This is a genomic window from Pseudorhizobium endolithicum (genome assembly GCF_902153245.2).
GTDB classification, from domain to species: Bacteria; Pseudomonadota; Alphaproteobacteria; order Rhizobiales; family Rhizobiaceae; genus Neorhizobium; species Neorhizobium endolithicum.
In genome coordinates this window covers 1-18,439 of sequence record NZ_CABFWF030000013.1, presented here as the reverse complement: position 1 = coordinate 18,439, position 18,439 = coordinate 1, and the positions used below count along the sequence as shown (strand labels likewise).

General features: G+C 63.3%; 19 protein-coding genes. 7 read left to right on the top strand and 12 right to left on the bottom strand.

All coding sequences use genetic code 11. From position 1 onward, the window contains the following. Nucleotides 1-73: 73 nt before the first annotated feature. The 5 genes from radA to RTCK_RS13200 all read right to left on the bottom strand — a co-directional run bounded on the left by radA (nucleotide 74) and on the right by RTCK_RS13200 (nucleotide 5,970). Complete coding sequence (gene radA / locus RTCK_RS13220; RefSeq protein WP_142593140.1) at nucleotides 74-1,477, bottom strand: DNA repair protein RadA; 1,404 nt, start codon at nucleotides 1,475-1,477, stop codon at nucleotides 74-76. 86 nt (nucleotides 1,478-1,563) lie between these two features. Then, the gene (gene alr, locus RTCK_RS13215; protein WP_142593139.1) at nucleotides 1,564-2,724 is read right to left on the bottom strand and encodes an alanine racemase; all 1,161 of its coding nucleotides are present in this window, start codon (nucleotides 2,722-2,724) and stop codon (nucleotides 1,564-1,566) included. A gap of 86 nt (nucleotides 2,725-2,810) precedes the next feature. Further along, complete coding sequence (locus tag RTCK_RS13210) at nucleotides 2,811-4,313, bottom strand: replicative DNA helicase (protein WP_142521193.1); 1,503 nt, start codon at nucleotides 4,311-4,313, stop codon at nucleotides 2,811-2,813. A gap of 225 nt (nucleotides 4,314-4,538) precedes the next feature. Then, a complete protein-coding gene (locus RTCK_RS13205) occupies nucleotides 4,539-5,177 on the bottom strand; it encodes a class I SAM-dependent methyltransferase (protein WP_142593138.1) in 639 nt (212 codons plus the stop codon). A gap of 7 nt (nucleotides 5,178-5,184) precedes the next feature. Next, nucleotides 5,185-5,970: an alpha/beta fold hydrolase gene (locus tag RTCK_RS13200; RefSeq protein WP_142593137.1), complete on the bottom strand. Its 786-nt coding sequence runs from the start codon at nucleotides 5,968-5,970 to the stop codon at nucleotides 5,185-5,187. A 32-nt stretch (nucleotides 5,971-6,002) separates the two neighbouring features. On the opposite strand from RTCK_RS13200, the gene RTCK_RS13195 reads away from it, so the two are divergent. Further along, the gene (locus tag RTCK_RS13195; protein ID WP_142593136.1) at nucleotides 6,003-7,355 is read left to right on the top strand and encodes an alpha/beta fold hydrolase; all 1,353 of its coding nucleotides are present in this window, start codon (nucleotides 6,003-6,005) and stop codon (nucleotides 7,353-7,355) included. A gap of 107 nt (nucleotides 7,356-7,462) precedes the next feature. Here the strand turns inward: RTCK_RS13195 and RTCK_RS13190 are convergent, their stop codons facing one another. After that, entirely contained in the window at nucleotides 7,463-9,511 is a 2,049-nt protein-coding gene (locus RTCK_RS13190) for a TRAP transporter permease (protein ID WP_142593135.1), read from the bottom strand. An 84-nt stretch (nucleotides 9,512-9,595) separates the two neighbouring features. Further along, nucleotides 9,596-10,570, bottom strand: coding sequence for a TAXI family TRAP transporter solute-binding subunit (locus tag RTCK_RS13185; protein ID WP_142593134.1), 975 nt, complete (start codon nucleotides 10,568-10,570; stop codon nucleotides 9,596-9,598). 99 nt (nucleotides 10,571-10,669) lie between these two features. On the opposite strand from RTCK_RS13185, the gene RTCK_RS13180 reads away from it, so the two are divergent. From RTCK_RS13180 to RTCK_RS13160, 5 genes are all read left to right on the top strand, one after another. Continuing rightward, a complete protein-coding gene (locus tag RTCK_RS13180) occupies nucleotides 10,670-10,828 on the top strand; it encodes a hypothetical protein (RefSeq protein ID WP_185928012.1) in 159 nt (52 codons plus the stop codon). A 28-nt stretch (nucleotides 10,829-10,856) separates the two neighbouring features. Then, entirely contained in the window at nucleotides 10,857-12,167 is a 1,311-nt protein-coding gene (ugpB, locus tag RTCK_RS13175; protein ID WP_142593133.1) for a sn-glycerol-3-phosphate ABC transporter substrate-binding protein UgpB, read from the top strand. A 68-nt stretch (nucleotides 12,168-12,235) separates the two neighbouring features. Beyond that, nucleotides 12,236-13,117: a sn-glycerol-3-phosphate ABC transporter permease UgpA gene (gene ugpA, locus RTCK_RS13170; protein WP_142521186.1), complete on the top strand. Its 882-nt coding sequence runs from the start codon at nucleotides 12,236-12,238 to the stop codon at nucleotides 13,115-13,117. 9 nt (nucleotides 13,118-13,126) lie between these two features. Further along, nucleotides 13,127-13,975 (top strand): sn-glycerol-3-phosphate ABC transporter permease UgpE, encoded by an 849-nt coding sequence (gene ugpE / locus RTCK_RS13165; RefSeq protein WP_142521185.1) that lies wholly within the window; start codon nucleotides 13,127-13,129, stop codon nucleotides 13,973-13,975. After that, on the top strand, nucleotides 13,975-15,030 hold the full coding sequence (locus tag RTCK_RS13160; protein ID WP_142593132.1) for a sn-glycerol-3-phosphate import ATP-binding protein UgpC: 1,056 nt from the start codon (nucleotides 13,975-13,977) through the stop codon (nucleotides 15,028-15,030). The genes ugpE and RTCK_RS13160 overlap by 1 nt, the downstream gene beginning before the upstream one ends. Before the next feature lie 90 nt (nucleotides 15,031-15,120). Here the strand turns inward: RTCK_RS13160 and rplI are convergent, their stop codons facing one another. The 5 genes from rplI to RTCK_RS21120 form a co-directional block, all read right to left on the bottom strand. Beyond that, entirely contained in the window at nucleotides 15,121-15,696 is a 576-nt protein-coding gene (gene rplI / locus RTCK_RS13155) for a 50S ribosomal protein L9 (protein ID WP_142521183.1), read from the bottom strand. 24 nt (nucleotides 15,697-15,720) lie between these two features. Next, the gene (locus tag RTCK_RS13150; protein ID WP_235988692.1) at nucleotides 15,721-16,689 is read right to left on the bottom strand and encodes a DUF2232 domain-containing protein; all 969 of its coding nucleotides are present in this window, start codon (nucleotides 16,687-16,689) and stop codon (nucleotides 15,721-15,723) included. Nucleotides 16,690-16,848: 159 nt separating this feature from the next. Continuing rightward, nucleotides 16,849-17,097 (bottom strand): 30S ribosomal protein S18, encoded by a 249-nt coding sequence (gene rpsR / locus RTCK_RS13145; RefSeq protein ID WP_052637782.1) that lies wholly within the window; start codon nucleotides 17,095-17,097, stop codon nucleotides 16,849-16,851. Between the two features lie 22 nt (nucleotides 17,098-17,119). After that, nucleotides 17,120-17,563, bottom strand: a complete 444-nt coding sequence (gene rpsF / locus RTCK_RS13140; protein WP_142593131.1) for a 30S ribosomal protein S6 — start codon at nucleotides 17,561-17,563, stop codon at nucleotides 17,120-17,122. Between the two features lie 226 nt (nucleotides 17,564-17,789). Further along, nucleotides 17,790-17,948 (bottom strand): ClbS/DfsB family four-helix bundle protein, encoded by a 159-nt coding sequence (locus RTCK_RS21120; RefSeq protein ID WP_328803963.1) that lies wholly within the window; start codon nucleotides 17,946-17,948, stop codon nucleotides 17,790-17,792. A 72-nt stretch (nucleotides 17,949-18,020) separates the two neighbouring features. On the opposite strand from RTCK_RS21120, the gene RTCK_RS13135 reads away from it, so the two are divergent. Continuing rightward, nucleotides 18,021-18,439 (top strand): helix-turn-helix domain-containing protein (locus tag RTCK_RS13135; protein ID WP_185928011.1); only part of this gene is annotated, 419 nt, incomplete at its 3' end.

Below are 18,439 nucleotides of genomic sequence, written 5' to 3'. Positions count from 1 at the left end.
TCCAAGACTTGGCCGTGCCACGGCCCCCCGCGTTCCGGCAGTCTCTTACAACAGTGGTGCAGGTAACGGAAGATCAATCATCTTCTTGCGGCTTCGCAAGCCGGGCGGCAGAGCCCGCGATCCGGCTGACGAGGTCCGGAAGGTCCTCGATCTCCGTCCAGCGGCTTGATGACGACTTCGGCAGTTCCGCGGAACTGGCGGGCAGGAGCGCGCCGGCGAAGCCGAGCTTTTCCGCCTCCTTCAGCCGCTGTGCCGTCTGCGAAACGGGACGCACCGCGCCGGAAAGGCTGATCTCGCCGAAATAGACGCAGTCGGAGGGGAGGGCAGTTCCGGCAAGCGAGGAAACCAGCGCTGAGGCGACGGCGATATCCGCTGCGGGCTCGGTGATCCGGTATCCGCCGGCGACATTGAGATAGACGTCGTGCTGCCCCAGCCGCACGCCGCAATGCGCCTCCAGCACGGCAAGGATCATCGCCAGCCGGGACGAATCCCAACCCACGACCGCGCGTCGCGGCGTACCGAGGGAGGTCGGAGCCACCAGCGCCTGGACCTCGACCAGCACCGGCCGCGTTCCCTCCATCCCGGCAAACACCGCCGCGCCGGGTGACTTCGCATTCCGCTCCCCGAGGAAGAGCTCGGACGGATTGGTGACCTCCCGAAGCCCGATGTCGGACATTTCGAAAACGCCGATCTCGTCCGTCGGCCCGAAGCGATTCTTGACGGTGCGCAGGATGCGGTAGTGGTGGCCGCGGTCGCCCTCGAAGTAGAGGACCGCATCCACCATGTGTTCCACCACGCGCGGACCGGCAATCTGGCCTTCCTTGGTGACATGGCCGACGAGCACCATGGCGGCCCCTGTCTGCTTGGCGAAGCGGATCATCGCCTGCACGCCGGTGCGAACCTGCGTAACGGTGCCGGGAGCGGAATCGGCTGTATCGCTCCAGAGCGTCTGGATCGAGTCGATGATGACGAGGTCCGGCCGCTTGCCCTCAGCGAGCGTCGCGAGGATGTCCTCCACGTTTGTCTCCGCTGCGAGCAGCACCTCCGTGTCCGCTGCACCCAGCCGCTGTGCGCGCAGCCTGACCTGCGCCACGGCTTCTTCGCCGGAAACATAGATGACGCGATGCCCGCGCCGGGAGAGCGCGGCGGCCGCCTGCATCAGCAGCGTCGACTTGCCGATGCCGGGATCGCCCCCGACCAGAACCGCAGAGCCGCGCACGAAACCGCCGCCCGTGACGCGGTCGAGTTCCGAGATGCCGGAGCGAATTCGGGGGGCTTCCTCCGTCTCTCCCGAGAGCGTCGTCAGTGCAACTGGTCGCCCCTTCTTCGGCGCCCGGGAGGGGCCGCCGCCGATCCCGCCCATCGGGTCTTCCTCGACGATCGTGTTCCATTCGCCGCAGCCGTCGCATTTCCCCGCCCAGCGGGTATGGACGGTGCCGCAGTTCTGGCACACGAATTGGGTCTTGGGCTTGGCCATGGGTCGGTGTCGCCTAGCTGTCACGATGGAAACAAATAGAGAACATTGCTTAGCCGGACCGTCTGGTCATGGCAAGAGGCTGACGCCTATTCTGCTTCCAGATAACGCCGTTCGTGGCGCAGGCCGAGGCCCGTCAGCATTTCGTAACCGATCGTGCCGGCGGCACGCGCGACATCGTCGACAGGAATGTTGGGACCGAACAACTCGACGTAATCCCCCGCGTTCACGGCGCCCTCCGGAACATCCGTCACGTCGAAGATCGTCAGGTCCATGGTGACGCGGCCGACGACCGGGACGCGGTGCCCGGCGACGTAGCCGTACCCGCCGGCTGTGCCGCCGGCACGCAGCGGAACGCCGGAACCGGAAAGCGAGCGCAGATAGCCATCGGCATAGCCGACAGACGCGATCGCCAGTCGGCTGGGGCGCGCGAGCTGATAGGTGGCGCCATAGCTAACGGTGCCTCCGGCCGCCGCCTCGCGGATCTGGACGATCCGCGCCGCCGCCGTGGCCACCGGCCGCAGCGGCTTCATGCCGCCTACGGCCTCGCCTCCGTAGAGCGCGATGCCGGGCCGGGTCAGGTCGAAATGGTAGTCCGGGCCGAGGAATATTCCAGCGGAGGCTGAGAGGCTTGATTCAATACCTTCGAAGGCTGCACTAACCTGCCGGAAAGATTCGAGTTGTGCCTTGTTGCTGGGAGCAGACGGCGCGTCTCCGCTGTGGAGGTGCGACAGAACCAGAACCGGCGAGAAGCTCGCCGGGCGGGATACATCCTCTGCCAGAGCCAGCGCATCCTGCAAGGGCAGCCCGAGCCGGTTGAAGCCGGTATCCACCTGAAGAGCGCAGGGATAGTCTCCGAGCTCGGCGATCACGCCCATCCAGAAGGCGAGCTGCTCCTCCGAAGCGATCACCGGCACCAGGTCGTTCTCGAAGAACATCCGCTCCTGCCCCGGCCAGATTCCGGAGAGTACGAAAATGCGTGCATCGGGCGCATAGGCGCGCAGCGTGACGCCTTCCTGCACGACCGCCACGAAGAAATCGCGGGCGCCGGCCTCGTAGAGCGTGGTGCCGCAATCCTCCAGCCCAAGGCCGTAGGCGTCCGCCTTGACCACCGCCGCCGTCCGAGCGCTTCCCGAGCGCTTCGCCATGTCCCGCCAGTTCTCGGCAAGTGCGGAAAGGTCGACCGTCAGCCGAACGGGGGCGATGTCGAAGGGGTCCGGGAGTTCAGGCATTTCATCTGCATCGATCATGAAAGTCACGTGTAGCTGGAGGCAAGGTGGGCTGAGGGCTAACCCTTACGGTCGCCCTTGTCCACTGCCAGGCGTTTCCCCTTGTCTCAGTGCTCCTCGTACTGCGTGAAGCTCGGATCGGCGAGATCCGCAAAGCGCGTGTATTCCGACTGGAAGGCCAGCTTGACGGTACCGGTCGGTCCGTGGCGCTGCTTGGCGATGATGACGTCTGCCGTGCCCTTCACCTTGTCCATGTGGGATTCCCATTCCGGGTATTTCGGATCGTTGGGATCGCGCGGCTCCATGTTCTTCACGTAATATTCTTCGCGAAACACGAAGAGCACCACGTCGGCGTCCTGCTCGATTGAGCCGGATTCGCGAAGGTCGGAAAGCTGCGGACGCTTGTCCTCGCGGCTTTCCACCTGACGGGAGAGCTGCGAGAGCGCGATGATCGGAACGTTCAGTTCCTTGCCGAGCGCCTTGAGGCCCGTGGTGATCTGGGTGATCTCCTGCACACGGTTGTCGCCGGATTTTCCGGCGCCGGTCATCAGCTGGATATAGTCGACCACCAGGCAATCGAGACCGCGCTGGCGCTTCAGGCGTCTTGCGCGTGCGGAAAGCTGGGCGATCGAAATGCCGCCGGTCTGGTCGATGAAGAGCGGCACCTTCTGCATCATTTGGCTGCAGGCCACCAGTTTCTCGAAGTCGGCCTCGGTGATGTCGCCGCGCCGGATCTTCGAGGAGGAAACTTCCGTCTGCTCGGAAATGATACGGGTCGCCAGCTGCTCCGCCGACATTTCGAGCGAGTAGAAGCCGACGACGCCGCCATTCTTCGCCTTGAAACTTCCGTCCGCCTGTACCTCGGGCTCGTAGGCCGCAGCGATATTGTAGGCGATGTTGGTGGCGAGCGAGGTCTTGCCCATGCCCGGACGTCCGGCAAGCACGATCAGGTCGGACCGCTGCAGGCCGCCCATCTTGGCGTCAAGCGACATGATGCCTGTCGAGATGCCGGAAAGATGCCCGTCCCGCTCGAAGGCGGCGCCCGCCATGTCGATCGCCTGGGCCACGGCATCGTTGAAGGACTGGAAGCCGCCGTCATAGCGACCGGTTTCCGCGAGTTCGAAGAGACGCCGTTCGGTGTCCTCGATCTGCGTCTGCGGCGGCATGTCGAGCGGCGCATCATAGGCGATGTTGACCATGTCCTCGCCGATGGTGATCAGCGCCCGGCGCAGCGCCAGGTCGTAGATGGCGCGGCCGTAGTCCTCGGCGTTGATGATCGACACCGCTTCGGCCGCGAGGCGGGCGAGGTATTGCGCCACCGTCAGGTCGCCGACCCGCTCGTCGGCCGGCAGGAAGGTCTTCATGGTGACGGGGTTGGCCGTCTTGCCCATGCGGATGATGTCGGCGGCAACCTCGAAGATCCGTCGGTGCAGCGGCTCGAACAGATGCACCGGTTTCAGGAAGTCGGAAACCCGGTAATAGGCGTCGTTATTGACGAGGATGGCGCCGAGCAATGCCTGCTCCGCCTCGATATTGTTCGGCGCTTCGCGGTAGTGGGGTTCCGCGTCCTTGTTGCTGAGCGCCGTCAGCTTGCGTGCTACGTCCTGCATGTCGTCCAATCGGTGAGGTGATTCATTCCATCCTACAGCACATTGCGGCGAAGGAACGCATTCACATCAAGGAGCCCCGTCGATTTTGCGATCTCCACAGTCCGAAATTCCGTTTGTGGATAAAGTCCGGCAGCAGACCGAAGATGATTTGACCGTGACAAAACCGTCATGGCTCGTCACGGTCCCTCTGCCGCTCGCGGGTCTGCGGGACCATCGGGTCCTGCTTCACGCAGTCGCGCGCCGCGCAATTCCGCCGACGTGGCTTCCGAGGAAGCGCATCCGCCCGCCGAACTCCTCGTCCGCTAGCAGTTCGACATGAAACCCGCTCCGGGCGAGAGCGGCAAGCGGCTCCCACGTCAGGTTGCAGCCGCCGGCGAGGAGCTTCCACGCCCCATTCACGCGGCTCTGGATACGCGGCAGAAGCCGACCGCGGCTCGCGCCATGCTCGAGGAAGATCAGCTGCCCCTCCGCTCTCAGAACGCGCCTCATCTCCGAGAGCGCCCTCTCCGGATCGACGACGGTGCAGAGAAGGTAGCTCGCAACCAGCGTGTCGACGGAACTCGTCTCGATCGGCAGGTCCTCTGCAGTGCCTTCCAGCAGCCGTACATGCCGCTGCAGATCGTCCGCTCTCCTTCGGGCCAAGGCCAGTATCTTCGCATCCGGATCGACCCCGACGAGAGTCTTGGTTCGTTCCCGGTCATAGAGGTCGAGATTGTGGCCCGAGCCCACTCCCACCTCAAGCACGTCACCATATGCGGTAGGTATGATTCGTTCGCGCATCGCCCTGAACGGCGGTGCACTGCACCCCTTGTTGACGATCACGCGCCCGACCGATTTCAGGATTCCTTGGCAAAACCCGCACATGACGATCTCACGCCTCCATGCCTTCAAGAAAGTTCAGGATGATTGGCAGGATCGTTCCGGCTTGGGCGAAGGAGGTGCAGTGGTTGAGCCCCCCGGCGACCTCGACGGAAGCGTTCGGCATGCCGGTCATGTCGAGGACGCGGCTCTTCCGCTCGTCTTCGCTGCCCACGATCGCCAGGAGCGGGATGCCGGAAGCCGACACCTGAGCGGAAAAATCGGCACGGTTGCGAGCGGCGCAGGCCGACAGTGCCGCCGGATCATTGTCGGCGATCCGCCGCCGGGTGCTCTGGCTCATCGTCCCCGCCTGCCGTTCCAGATGTGCCATCCAATCCTGCAGGCCCGCCCGCAGGACATGCCGTAGCGGCTCCAGATCCTCGCTGAACGGATGCGCGCCGATGGCGATCACGGCCTCCACCCGTTCAGGTATGTGTGCTGCCGCCGCAAGGGCGAGAGTTCCGCCCATGGAATGGCCGAGGAGTAGCGCCTTCCCATGCCCCAGCCTGTCGAGCACGGCGACAAGATCGGCAATCCGAAGGGAGCCGGAATAGGCGTCGGGCTGATGAGGCTTGTCCGATTGGCCGTGGCCACGGCTGTCGATCAGGATGACCTGGTAACCCGCGGCCATCAGCGGTTCCACATAGCCTGCTTCTTCCCATCCCTCGTGGCTCTCGCTGAAGCCATGGAGGCATGCCAAGGGTCGGCCTGTTCCAGCGACCTTGAATGCGATTTCGACGCCGTCGGAACTGCGGGCAAACTGGAGGGATGATGCAGCCCTCTGCTCGATGATATTCATGACCGATTCCTTCTCGGTTATAGTGATGCCTGTTGGACGGACCGGACGTTAGTCACCTGGCGTCCCTGGAGAGCGACCGCTCCAACATCTGGCTTTCACCCCTGGCGAGGGTGGCAAGCGATGTCATGACCTTCGAGGAACTCCTTGCCGCTCACCGCTTCGCCGAAGCCGAGCCTCTCTACACGCAGGATTTTCTCCAAGGTTTCCATCTGGATGAAGCATCCGACCTCCAGGAGTGGATATTCTTCAGGCGTGAAGCTCTGCGCGGTCGCCTTCTGCAGGCTCTCGAGCGCCTCGTTCACGATGCCTTTGGCCAAGGCCGCTATGCCGATGCGGCCAGATTCGGCGCCCGTCTTGTGGAATGCGATCCGCTCAATGAAGCGGCGCATCGTTACCTGATAAGGGCGGCGATGGAGGGCGGCGATCTGGTCTCCGCACGCAGGCACTACCAGTTCTGCGCCGACCTGCTGCAACGGTCGCTGGGAGTGCAGCCCTCCGGTGAGACGCGCGCACTTCTCCAGCCGGCTTCCACTCCCGCTTTTGATAAAGCGTCGCTTCTGGTCTCGCCTGTGCGCTATGTGCCTGTGGATGGCCTGCATGTGGCCTACCGGACAGTCGGCGAGGGAGAGGTCGACATTCTGCTCGTCCCGGGCTTCGTGTCTCATGTCGAGCGCGGGTTCGATGACAGGCACTGTCGCCAATGGATGGAACAGGTTGCATCATGCGGCCGACTGATCCTGTTTGACCGGCGGGGCGTCGGCCTGTCCGACCGGGCTGCCGCATACCCGACGCCGGAAGCCGTCGCACGGGACATGGAAGCGGTGCTGGATGCCGCGGCCAGCAGAAAGGCGGTCGTTGTCGGTGCTTCGGAAGGTGGGCCGGGAAGCATCTTCTTCGCGGTCAAGTTCCCTCAGCGCGTCCACAGCTTGATCCTGTGGGGCGCGATGGCGAAAGGCTGCAGGAGTGCCGACTATCCGTTTGCGCTGGACCGGCTGCAGTTCGATGCCTGGCTGGCGAAGCTGACACACGAATGGGGAGGTCCGGTTGACCTTTCGACATTCGCCCCCAGCCTGCTCGGGGATCCCGCGGCGCGGAACTGGTGGGCCAGTCTCCTCAGGGCGTCGTCCAGTCCGGGGTCGATGCGAACCGTCCTGACCGCGCTGCGGGATGTTGACGTGCGCCAGTGCCTGTCCGAGCTCACGGTGCGGACGACGCTCATGCACCGGAAGGGGGACCGGGCGGTGAAGAAGGAAGCCTCGATCTACATGGCCGAGCAGATCCCCGACGCCCGGCTCATCCTTCTGGAAGGAAGCGATCACTGGTTCTGGGTCGGCGACCGCGAGCCGCTGATCCGGGAGATCGCGGCTGCGACAGCGAAGGCGTAGCCAGGGAGGCGGCCTTCGTAAGGCGGCAGATCGCCTTGAGTCCGCCGCCGCGAATCCTCCCCATGCCTAGCACTGCGGCCGTGGCTGTAGCCCGGATGCCCGCTCCCTTAGGCAGGGGCGATCCCGCCGCGGTAGGCCGTGAACTGCCGGAACAGCACCGGCAGGGCGAGGGCGATGCCGACCAGCGACGACGTCAGTTCGGGCACCACGAGAAGGATGGCTGCCAGGATCAGCAGGGGCCTTTCCCAGGACACCGTCCGGACCAGCATGAAGCCTGAGAGTGCGGCACCGAGGAAGGTGATGCCGAGGGCGCATCCGATGAAGGCGACGAGGAAATTGCTCCAGGTGAAATCGGCAGTCACCAGCAGCAGGGATGGCGAGAACACGAAGACGAAGGGCACGAGGATCTTGCCGAGGCCGAGCCGGAAGGCGGTGTTGCCGGTCTTGAATGGATCGGCCCCCGCCATTCCCGCCGCCGCATAAGCCGCCAGCGCCACCGGCGGGGTGATGTCGGCAAGCACGCCGTAATAGAAGACGAAGAAATGCGCGACGATGGGCTCCACGCCCAGCATGCCGAGGGTAGGGGCGGCGATCGTCGCCATGATGATGTAGTTGGCGGTAGTCGGGATGCCGCAGCCCATCAGGATGCAGACGACCCCGGTCATGATCAGCGTGAACAGGAGCGTCAGCGCCTGCGGCCCGAACCAGTCGGCAGGCATGAACGTGCCGACGAAGGCGGCGATCTGAGCAGCGGTCGTGGTGACGATATAGGAGATTTTGAAGCCGACGCCGGTCAGGGTCACGACGCCCACGACGATGCCGACGGTGGCTGCCGCGGCGCCGACCGCCAGCGCATACTTGGCGCCGTCGCGAAGGCTCTCGAAGATTTCCGTGAAAGACATGCGCCGGCGTGGGTTGAGAAGGCCGACCAGCACGCAGAGCGTGATCCCCCAGAAGGCGGCGAGATAGGGTGTATAGCCGGACAGAAGGACCGCTATCAGCACGATGAGGGGGATCACCGTCGGCCAGTCCCGCTTGAATGCCTCCCGCAGGTCCGGCATTTCCTCTTTCGTCATGCCGCGCATGCCGTTGCGCTTCGCCTCGAAATGCACCTGCACGAGAACCCCGAAGAAGTGCATGAAGGCCGGCACGATCGCGGCGAGGATGATCGTCGTATAGGGGAGGTTCAGGAACTCGATCATCAGGAAGGCGGCCGCCCCCATGATCGGCGGCGTAATCTGGCCTCCCGTCGAGGATGCGGCTTCGACGGCTGCTGCAAAGGGGCGCTTGTAGCCCATGCGGATCATTGCCGGGATTGTCAGGGATCCGACGGTCACCGTGTTGGCGACCGAGGAGCCGGAGATCATGCCGAACAGCGCAGAACCGAAGATCGATACCTTGGCCGGGCCGCCGGCAAAGCGGCCTGCGACCCAGGCTGCGCAATCGAGGAAGAGCTGGCCGAGACCGATACGGGTGGCGAAGACGCCGAAGAGCACGAAGTGGAAGACATAGGTCGCTACCACCCCGAGCGCGATGCCGTAGATGCCCTGGCTCGTCAGGTAGAGATGGTTGATCAGCTGCGAGACCGTGGCGCCGGGATGGACGAGGATGCCCGGCATGGACGGCCCGTAGAGCGAGTACGCCATGAACAGGATGGCGATGATCGGCAGCGGCCAACCGACGGACCGGCGCGTCGCCTCCAGCAGCACCACGATCAGGATGCCGCCGAGAATGACATCAGTTGTCGTGGGATTGCCGACCCGGAAGGCCAGATCATCGAGCGGGATGAACGGCACGTGCATGACGGCCACGACGGCGCCGATGGCAAGAGCCCAGTCGAACAGCGAAATCCCCAGCGGCCGGATCACGCTGGCATTCGCCGGTTGATCATAGCCTTTCCGGGAGAAGGGGAAGACCAGGAAGATGAGGCCGAGCACGAAGGAGAGGTGAATTCCCCTGTGCAGGACTTCGGAGAGCAGGCCGAAGCCGGCGGTGTAGTAGTGGAAGATCGACAACGCCACCAGTGATGCGCCTACAAGGCGCGCCGCAAGCGGAGCCAGCGGCCGGAAGCGGATCTCCGAATCGAACTGCTCTTCCAGTTCGCGCGCCTTCGCCTCGTCCAGCTCCATCGGAGCAATCTTGTCGCCTTCGGCCATCTGTCTTCTCTTGTCTCTGCTTTCAACGGAAAGCGGCGGCCTGCTCCGGGCGGACCGCCGCTGTTTCTCCGGAACGGGCTGCGCTTACTTCAGTACGCCCGCTTCCTTGTAGAACCGCTCCGCGCCCGGATGCAGCGGAATGCCGAGGCTGGTCGTGGCGTTTTCAAGGGTGATCATCTTGCCCTTGGCGTGACCGGCATCGAGCTCCTTGCGGGAGTTCTCGTTCCACAGCGTCTTGGTGATGTTGTAGACGAGGTCGTCGGACTGCTTGGCGCTGGTGACCCACTGGGCGGCAACCGAGATCGTCTGGGTTTCGCCGACGCCGGTATAGGTTTCAGCCGGGACGATGTCCTTGGCGAAGAAGCTGTATTCCTCCAGCAGCTTGTCGACTTCTGGTCCGCTGATCGGAACCAGCGAGATACCTGCTGAGGTGGCGAGCTCGGAAACCGCGCCGGTCGGATAGCCACCGACGAAGAAATAGGCATCGAGCCCGCCGTCGCGCAGCAGGTCGCCGGCCGGGCCCGGCTTCAGATGCTCGGCCTCGATGTCGTCCTCCGTCAGGCCGAAGGCGCCGAGAACGATGCGGGCGTCGACGATCGTGCCGGAACCCGGTTCGTCGATCGAGACGCGCTTGCCCTTGAGGTCGGCGATCGAGTTGATGCCGGCGTCCTTCCGGGCGACGACGTGGATGGTTTCCGGATAGAGCGTCGCGATCAGGCGCAGGTCTTCCACCTTGCCCTTGCCTTCGTAGAGGCCGGTTCCCGTATGCGCCCAGTAGGCGACGTCGGACTGGGTGAAGCCGGATTCCATCGAGCCGCCCTGGATGGCGTTGATGTTCGCGACGGAGCCGTTCGAGGCCACGGCCGTTGCGACCAGCCCTTCGACGCCCTTGCCCTCTGCCCCGGAGATCGCGTTCGCGATCAGGCCGCCGATGGGATAGTAGGTGCCGGAGGTGCCGCCGGTGCCGATGCGAAAGAAGGCGGGTGATTGCGCAAGCGCCACGCCGGCGCCGACGGCGAGCACGCCGATCATGGCGAGGAAACTCTTCTTCAGTCTCATTGGGGTCCCTTTCTCCTGTTTCTTCCACCATGGATAAGGTCACGCCTGCCTGTCAACCGTCTGCGCCGGGCGGCCGGGCTTCTCCCGACCTTTGTGGACGTGAAGATCGCGGGCGGGCAGTTGCGAAAAGAAAACGAAACAAAATCGAAAGTCGCCTGCGATTATCCCATTGTCAAAGCGCGCGTTTCTGGGTTAGCTGATTTAGGTTTGAAAGATCGTGGCGCCGCCGATGAGAGCAAGGGCGGCGGCGCGGAATGAACCAGTCGGTAGAACAGGGAGGAAGACAATGTCCACGATGAAGATCGCTGCCTCGGCAGCAACCGCGAGCCTTTCGCTCCTTTGGGCGTCGAGCGCGCTTGCGGTCACCGAACTGCAATGGTGGCACGCCATGACCGGTGCCAACAACGAAGTGGTTGACACGCTCGCCAAGGAGTTCAACGAGAAGCAGAGCGAGTACAAGATCGTCCCGGTGTTCAAGGGGACGTATCCCGAGACGCTGAACGCCGGCATCGCAGCGTTCCGCGCCAAGCAGACGCCGGCCATCATCCAGGTGTTCGACGTCGGCACCGGCGTGATGATGGGAGCCGAAGGCGCCGTTATGCCGGTTGCGGAAGTGCTGGAAAAGGGCGGCTACGAGTTCGACAAGTCGAAGTACCTGGCCGGTATCGTCGCCTATTACTCCAAGCCCGACGGCACCATGCTGTCCTTCCCCTACAACTCGTCCTCGCCGATCCTCTATTACAACAAGGATGTCTTCGAGAAGGCCGGGCTCGACGTGGACAACCCGCCGAAGACATGGCCGGAAGTCTGGGAAGCCGCTCGCAAGATCAAGACCAGTGGTGCGGCTGAATGCGGCTACACCTCCACTTGGTTGACCTGGATCCAGACCGAAAACTTCGCCGCCTGGAACAACGTATCCTATGCGACGAACGAGAACGGTCTCGCCGACACCAATGTCGAGCTGAAGTTCAACTCGCCGCTGTTCGTCGAGCACTTCCAGTCGATCGCCGATCTCGCCAAGGAAGGCGTGTTCCGCTACGGCGGCCGTACGTCTGAGGCAAAGCAACTGTTCCTGTCAGGCGAATGCGGCATCCTGACGGAATCCTCCGGTGGCCTCGGCGACATCGTCAAGAGCGGCATGAACTACGGCATCGGCCAGCTGCCTTACTACGAGGGCGAAGGCCGCCCGCAGAATACCACCCCCGGCGGCGCCAGCCTCTGGGTCTTTGGCGGCAAGACGGACGAAGAATACAAGGGCATCGCGGAGTTCTTCAACTTCCTGTCCCAGACGGAGATCCAGTCCCGCCTGCATCAGGTTTCGGGTTACCTGCCCGTCACCATGGAGGCCTACAACGCGACCAAGGAGTCGGGCTTCTATGAAAAGAACCCCGGCCGCGAAACGCCGATCCAGCAGATGATGGGCAAGGAGCCGACCGAAAACTCCAAGGGCGTTCGCCTCGTGAACCTGCCGCAGGTCCGCGACATCATGAACGAGGAGTTCGAGGCCATGCTTTCGGGCCAGCAGGATGCACAGGCCGCCCTCGACAAGGCCGTCGAGCGCGGTAACGCCGCCATCCAGCAGGCCCTCGGCAACTAAGACTGCCGTTCGATGCCGTCCGGGCAACCAGCCCGGGCGGCAATTTCATTTCCGAAGGGTTCCCCGCTTTGCAGAACGTGGTCTTTCCCAACAAGATACTTCCCTATCTTCTGGTCGCCCCGCAGATCATCCTGACGGTGATCTTCTTCTTCTGGCCCGCGAGCCAGGCGCTCTATCAGTCGGCAATGCGGGAAGATCCCTTCGGCCTCCGGAGCACCTTCGTCGGCTTCGCCAACTTTGCCGCGATCTTCAATGACGCCAACTACCTGCACTCGCTGCAGGTAACGGTGGTGTTCAGCGTGGCGACCGCGGTGCTGGCCATGGGCACGGCGCTTTTCCTGGCGACGGCTGCCGATCTCGTGGTTCGCGGACGCGGCTTCTACCGAACCTTCATGATCGTTCCCTATGCGGTCGCTCCGGCCGTGGCCGGCATGCTCTGGCTCTTCATGTTCAACCCGGCCATGGGCACCTTCGCCTATCTCCTCCGTCGCAATGGCGTGATGTGGGACCCGCTGCTGGATGGCAACCAGGCCATGCTGCTCGTCGTCGTCGCCGCTGCCTGGAAACAGATCAGCTACAATTTCCTGTTCTTCGTTGCCGGCCTGCAGGCAATCCCGAAGTCGCTGCTGGAGGCTGCTGCCATCGACGGCGCGCGCGGCAGCCGGCGGTTCTGGACGATCATCTTCCCGCTGCTTGCGCCGACCACCTTCTTCCTCCTCGTCGTCAACACGGTCTATGCCTTCTTCGACACCTTCGGCATCATTCATGCCGTGACGGGCGGGGGGCCCGCCAAGGCGACGGAGACGCTCGTCTACAAGGTCTATAACGACGGCTTCGTGAATCTCAATCTGGGCTCTTCGGCGGCGCAGTCCGTGGTCCTGATGGTGATCGTGATCGCGTTGACGGCTTTCCAGTTCCGCTTCGTCGAGAAGAAAGTGCATTATGGTTGAGGCCCGCGCATGATCGAGAACCGCCCCGTAGCGAGGCTGATGGCCCACCTGATGCTGGTCATCGGCATCATCATCGTCGCCTTCCCGATCTACTACACCTTCGTCGCCTCCACGATGACCTCGGTGGACATCATCCGCCCGCCGATGTCGCTGCTGCCCGGCGATCATCTGGTGGAGAATTATGCAGGCGCCATGTCCGGCGGGCTGGAGCAGGTCGTGGGTGTCAGCCTGGAAAGGCTGCTGTTCAACACGTTCGTGGTGGCGATGGCGATTGCGATCGGCAAGATCGTCATCTCCTTCCTCTCCGCCTTCGCGATCGTCTTCTTCCGCTTCCCGTTCCGCATGGGCTTCTTCTGGATGATCTTCATCACCCTGATGCTGCCGGTGGAGGTGCGCATCCTGCCGACCTACAAGGTGATCGTCGATCTCGGGCTCCTGGATACCTATGCGGGCCTGACACTGCCGCTGATGGCCTCCGCCACGGCCACCTTCCTGTTCCGGCAGTTCTTCCTGACGATTCCCGGAGAGATGGTGGAAGCTGCCCGCATCGACAACGCGGGGCCCTTCCGCTTCATGAAGGACATCCTGCTTCCCCTCTCGAAGACCAATATCGCTGCACTCTTCGTGATCCTCTTCATCTACGGCTGGACGCAATATCTCTGGCCGCTGCTCGTCACCAACGACGCGAAGATGAACACCATCATCATCGGGCTGCGGCGCATGGTCGATTTCACCGACGCGTCCACCCCGTGGAACTACGTCATGGTAACCGCGGTGCTCGCCATCATCCCGCCCGTGCTGGTGGTGGTTCTGATGCAGCGCTGGTTCGTCAAGGGTCTTGTGGAGACTGAAAAGTAATGGCCGGAATTGAACTGAAGGATGTCCGCAAGGTCTATGGCGGCAATATCGAGGCGATCAAGGGCGTCTCGCTGAAGATCGAAGACGGCGAGATGATCGTGCTGGTCGGCCCCTCGGGCTGCGGCAAGTCCACGCTGCTGCGCATGATCGCGGGCCTGGAGAGCATATCGTCGGGCGAGATCGTGATCGGCGACCGGGTGGTGAACCAGCTTGAGCCGTCTGAGCGCGACATTGCCATGGTCTTCCAGAACTACGCGCTCTATCCGCACATGACGGTGAGGCAGAACCTCGCCTATGGACTGAAGAACCGCAACACGCCGAAGGACGAGATCGACCGCCGCATCACCGAGGCGGCGAGGGCGCTGGAAATCGAGCAGTATCTCGAGCGCAAGCCGCGCCAGCTTTCCGGCGGCCAGCGCCAGCGCGTCGCCATGGGACGCGCGATCGTTCGCAAGCCCGCGGCCTTCCTGTTCGACGAGCCGCTGTCGAACCTGGACGCCAAGCTGCGGGTCCAGATGCGCGTTGAGATCCGTCGCCTGCAGCGGTCGCTCGCAACGACCAGCGTCTACGTCACCCACGACCAGATGGAAGCGATGACGCTCGCCGATCGCCTCGTGGTCCTGAACGGTGGCAAGATCGAGCAGGTCGGCACGCCGATCGAACTCTACGAGCGTCCGGCCTCCACCTTTGTTGCAACCTTCATCGGCTCGCCCTCGATGAATCTCCTGAGGCGTCAATCGGGCGAGGGGAGCGGCTGGGCCATTTCTCAGGCCGCCGGTATCGCCGGCAACGTGGAAACGGTCGGCATCCGGCCCGAAGACATCGTGATCGCGGATGCCAGTGCTTCCGGAGATTTTGCGGGTCGCGTGCAGGTGGATGCGGTCGAACTGGTCGGCGCCGAGAGCTATGTCTACGGCTCCTTCGCCGACGGAAACACGGTCGTCTTCCGCGTTCCCGGACGATCCCGTATCGCTATCGGCGAGACGATCGCAATTGCTGCCGGCCGGTCTTCGATCCATGCCTTCGACGCCGCCGGGAAACGGTTGGACGCCTGAGCGAGGGCGGTCAGCGGGTAGCGAGCTCCAAACGAAAGAAGCCCCCGGCGGTATCCGTCGGGGGCTTCTTTGTCGATTGCACGATGAAGATTACTCTTCGTCGCCGTCGCGATCGGCGTCCGGATCGAAGAAGTCTTCCGGACGAAGTGCATCTTCGTCGACGCCGTAGATGGCATCGGCGGAGGTGAGGGTCTCGCCCTTCGCCTGACGCTCGGCTTCTTCGACCGTACGGGCCACGTTGATCTCGATCTCGATCTCGACTTCAGCGTGCAGCAGCAGGGTTACCTTATGCAGGCCGATGGTCTTGATCGGCAGGCTGAGGTCGACCTGGTTGCGACCGATGTTGAAGCCTTCGGCAGCCAGTGCCTCGATGATGTCGCGGGCAGCGACCGAGCCGTAGAGCTGGCCGGTTTCGCCGGCGGAGCGAACCATGATGAAGGTCTTGCCTTCAAGAGCGTCGGCAACCTTCTGGGCTTCCGAGCGGCGCTCGAGGTTGCGGGCTTCGAGCGTTGCGCGTTCGGCTTCGAAACGCTTCTTGTTGGCTTCGTTGGCGCGCAGCGCCTTGCCCTGCGGCAGGAGGTAGTTGCGGGCATAGCCGTCGCGGACCTTCACGGTCTCGCCCATCTGGCCGAGCCGGGCAATCCGTTCAAGGAGAATGACTTCCATGGGTTTGTCCTTTCAGTTGGGTTGTCAGTCGGAATGTTGCTTGCTGTCGTCGCGTGCCGGCGTGAGCGCGATTGTACGCCTTGTATCGGCAAGGCCGAGCACGAGAATGAAGAATGCCGGCAGAACCAGCAGGGCGGAGATATAGGCGAGCACCAGGGCCGGAAGGCGCCAGTCCTTGCCCTTGCTCCTGAAATGCAAGGACGCGTAGCCGGCCATCAGGAAGCCCGCCCCGAACGCGCCGCACAGCGTGGCGCCGATCATGGCGGGCACGCCGCCGAAGAAGGTCAGTACGATCCCGGCCAGGAAGACGAAGATCGAGTTGCGGTTCATCCGCAGCGCCGAAGGCATGTCCTCCCTCGGCCGCAGCGCGCGCGGCGAGCGGGAGACGACGCGGATGGCGAGGTAGAAGGCCGCAAACAGCAGCACCACCCACAGCCCGGCTTGGATCATCGGCAGCATCAGGACGAACATCGCCTTCGTCTGCGCCAGGCTTTCGGGATCCGGTGCGAAGGAGGGATCCTGCGCCTGGAAGGCGGAGGTCATCAGGCCCACGAGTTCGTTCGTCAGTTCCGGCCCGTAGCCGATGACGACGCCGAGCGCGATCATTGCGACGGTCACCAGGCTGCACAGGTGCAGCAGGATGTCGGACAAGGGATACCAGGCGAGCAGGTTATCCGGTCCGCCAAGTTCAGCGGCGGGACGGGCGAGGTTTGCCAGGTGCGACAGCCAGCCGGCGGGGATGAGCGTGAAGACCGCCATGGTGGCTGCGAAGGGCGGCGAAACCAGGACTGCGCCCAGCACCGCCGCGGTAGTGATGGCGGTGATGGCGGCCTTGTTGCCCCAGCCGAGGCCGGCGATCAGGATGGGAAGCGCGGACGCGGCATAGATGACGACGGCGAACGACAGCTGCGCCATCGCACCCAGCGCGAGCAGGGTGGCAACGACGCCGGCGAGAATGCCGACCGGCAGTACTGTCTGGTTCGAAGTCTTCACGGTCTCGCTGTCCTGCCAGATCAAGCAGTTAGGGGAGGTGGCCTGAATCGCTTTCTCAGGCCCTTCATCCCCAACATGGGATTTCAAATGTTCCGATCCGCGCCCATCGCGGAAGGGAAGGACCCGCTGACTCCTAATCAGCGGGTCGGAGCTTTCAAATCACGCTACGACGTAGGGCAGCAGGCCGAGGAAGCGGGCGCGCTTGATGGCCTTGGCCAGTTCACGCTGCTTCTTCTGGGAAACGGCCGTGATGCGGGACGGCACGATCTTGCCGCGCTCGGAAATGTAGCGCTGCAGGAGGCGTACGTCCTTGTAGTCGATCCGCGGTGCATTCGCGCCCGAGAAGGGGCAGGTCTTGCGGCGGCGATGGAACGGACGGCGTGCGGGAGCAGAGGATGCTTCAGCCATTTTCTTTTCTCCTTAAGCTCGATTACGCACGGTCTTCGCGCGGACGACGGTCGAAGCCGCCTTCGCGCGGACCACGGTCCGGACGCGGCCCACGGTCGCGGTCGCCGAAGCCGGGGCGGTCGCCGCGCGGGCGATCGTCGCGGTCGCGCTTCTGCATCATCGCGGACGGACCTTCCTCATGCTTCTCGACGGCGATCGTCATGTAGCGAAGAACGTCTTCGTTGATGCGCATCTGGCGTTCCATCTCGTGCACGGCGGCAGCCGGTGCGTCGATGTCCATCAGGGCGTAGTGAGCCTTGCGGTTCTTGTTGATGCGGTAGGTGAGGGACTTGAGGCCCCAGTTCTCGATGCGCCCGACCTTGCCGCCGTTAGCTTCGATGACGCCCTTGTACTGTTCGACGAGGGCATCAACCTGCTGAGCGGACATATCCTGCCGGGCAAGGAATACGTGTTCGTAGAGAGCCATGTAAGCTTTGCCTTTTCTTGCGATTGTGTTCACCCGGACCTCGGCGGCTAAGCCTCAACGACTGCTCCTGAAGGGCCTGAACCCGGCAAGAAAAGTTGTTTGATCGAGACGGTCGAGAGCGGAGACACGGGAGGCCTGAACCCTTTGGTTCATGCAGCTCGGTCGCCCGAGCCTGCCCTCCGTTCAGCCACCAGCCAGAAAGACCGGGTGTTTCGAACAGGCGCGCTTATACGGATTTCTGGCGCGAAAGCAAGCTCTCCGGTGGAGAAAAGCCGTCAAGCCGCAGCCGTTCTCTCTTCCATCTGCGAAGTCGCGCTCTCGCGTTGGCGTAAGGCGATGCGGTGTTGAACTGGATCATCCGCCCTAGAGCAAATTTGACGAACACCGAGTCGCTTTGAGGATTCACGCGATGAACAATGTCTGATTCACTGCTCCTGTGATTTGCCAGGAGGAGATGATGACGAGGAGCCTGAGCGGAGACCTTCGCGGTCGGGTAATTGCAGCGATCGAAGATGGGGTTTCGACGCGGGAGGCGGCACGACGCTTCCGCATCGGCATCTCGACGGCCGGGGCCTGGTATCGCCGCTATCGCGAGACCGGCGAGATGGAAGGGCGCAAGCAGGGACAGCCGTCGCGCTCGAAGCTTGATACGCACGAGGCCTTCATTCTGGGCCTCATCGAGAAGACACCGGACATCACCCTTGCTGAGATCGGCGAGCGCCTTGCTGGCGAGCGCGGCGTGCGGGTGGCGCCCTCGACGGTCTGGCTGTTTCTTGACCGGCGCGGCATCACGTTCAAAAAAGACGGCGCATGCCTCAGAGCAGCAGCGTCCCGATGTCTTGCGTCGCCGCATAGCCTGGTTCGACGGCCAGATCG

Coding starts and splice junctions, on each gene's coding strand:
- radA (WP_142593140.1), bottom strand. CDS start 1,477: ATGGCCAAGCCCAAGACCCAATTCGTGTGCCAGAACTGCGGCACCGTC.
- alr (WP_142593139.1), bottom strand. CDS start 2,724: ATGATCGATGCAGATGAAATGCCTGAACTCCCGGACCCCTTCGACATC.
- RTCK_RS13210 (WP_142521193.1), bottom strand. CDS start 4,313: ATGCAGGACGTAGCACGCAAGCTGACGGCGCTCAGCAACAAGGACGCG.
- RTCK_RS13205 (WP_142593138.1), bottom strand. CDS start 5,177: ATGTGCGGGTTTTGCCAAGGAATCCTGAAATCGGTCGGGCGCGTGATC.
- RTCK_RS13200 (WP_142593137.1), bottom strand. CDS start 5,970: ATGAATATCATCGAGCAGAGGGCTGCATCATCCCTCCAGTTTGCCCGC.
- RTCK_RS13190 (WP_142593135.1), bottom strand. CDS start 9,511: ATGGCCGAAGGCGACAAGATTGCTCCGATGGAGCTGGACGAGGCGAAG.
- RTCK_RS13185 (WP_142593134.1), bottom strand. CDS start 10,570: ATGAGACTGAAGAAGAGTTTCCTCGCCATGATCGGCGTGCTCGCCGTC.
- ugpB (WP_142593133.1), top strand. CDS start 10,857: ATGTCCACGATGAAGATCGCTGCCTCGGCAGCAACCGCGAGCCTTTCG.
- ugpE (WP_142521185.1), top strand. CDS start 13,127: ATGATCGAGAACCGCCCCGTAGCGAGGCTGATGGCCCACCTGATGCTG.
- RTCK_RS13160 (WP_142593132.1), top strand. CDS start 13,975: ATGGCCGGAATTGAACTGAAGGATGTCCGCAAGGTCTATGGCGGCAAT.
- rplI (WP_142521183.1), bottom strand. CDS start 15,696: ATGGAAGTCATTCTCCTTGAACGGATTGCCCGGCTCGGCCAGATGGGC.
- rpsR (WP_052637782.1), bottom strand. CDS start 17,097: ATGGCTGAAGCATCCTCTGCTCCCGCACGCCGTCCGTTCCATCGCCGC.
- rpsF (WP_142593131.1), bottom strand. CDS start 17,563: ATGGCTCTCTACGAACACGTATTCCTTGCCCGGCAGGATATGTCCGCT.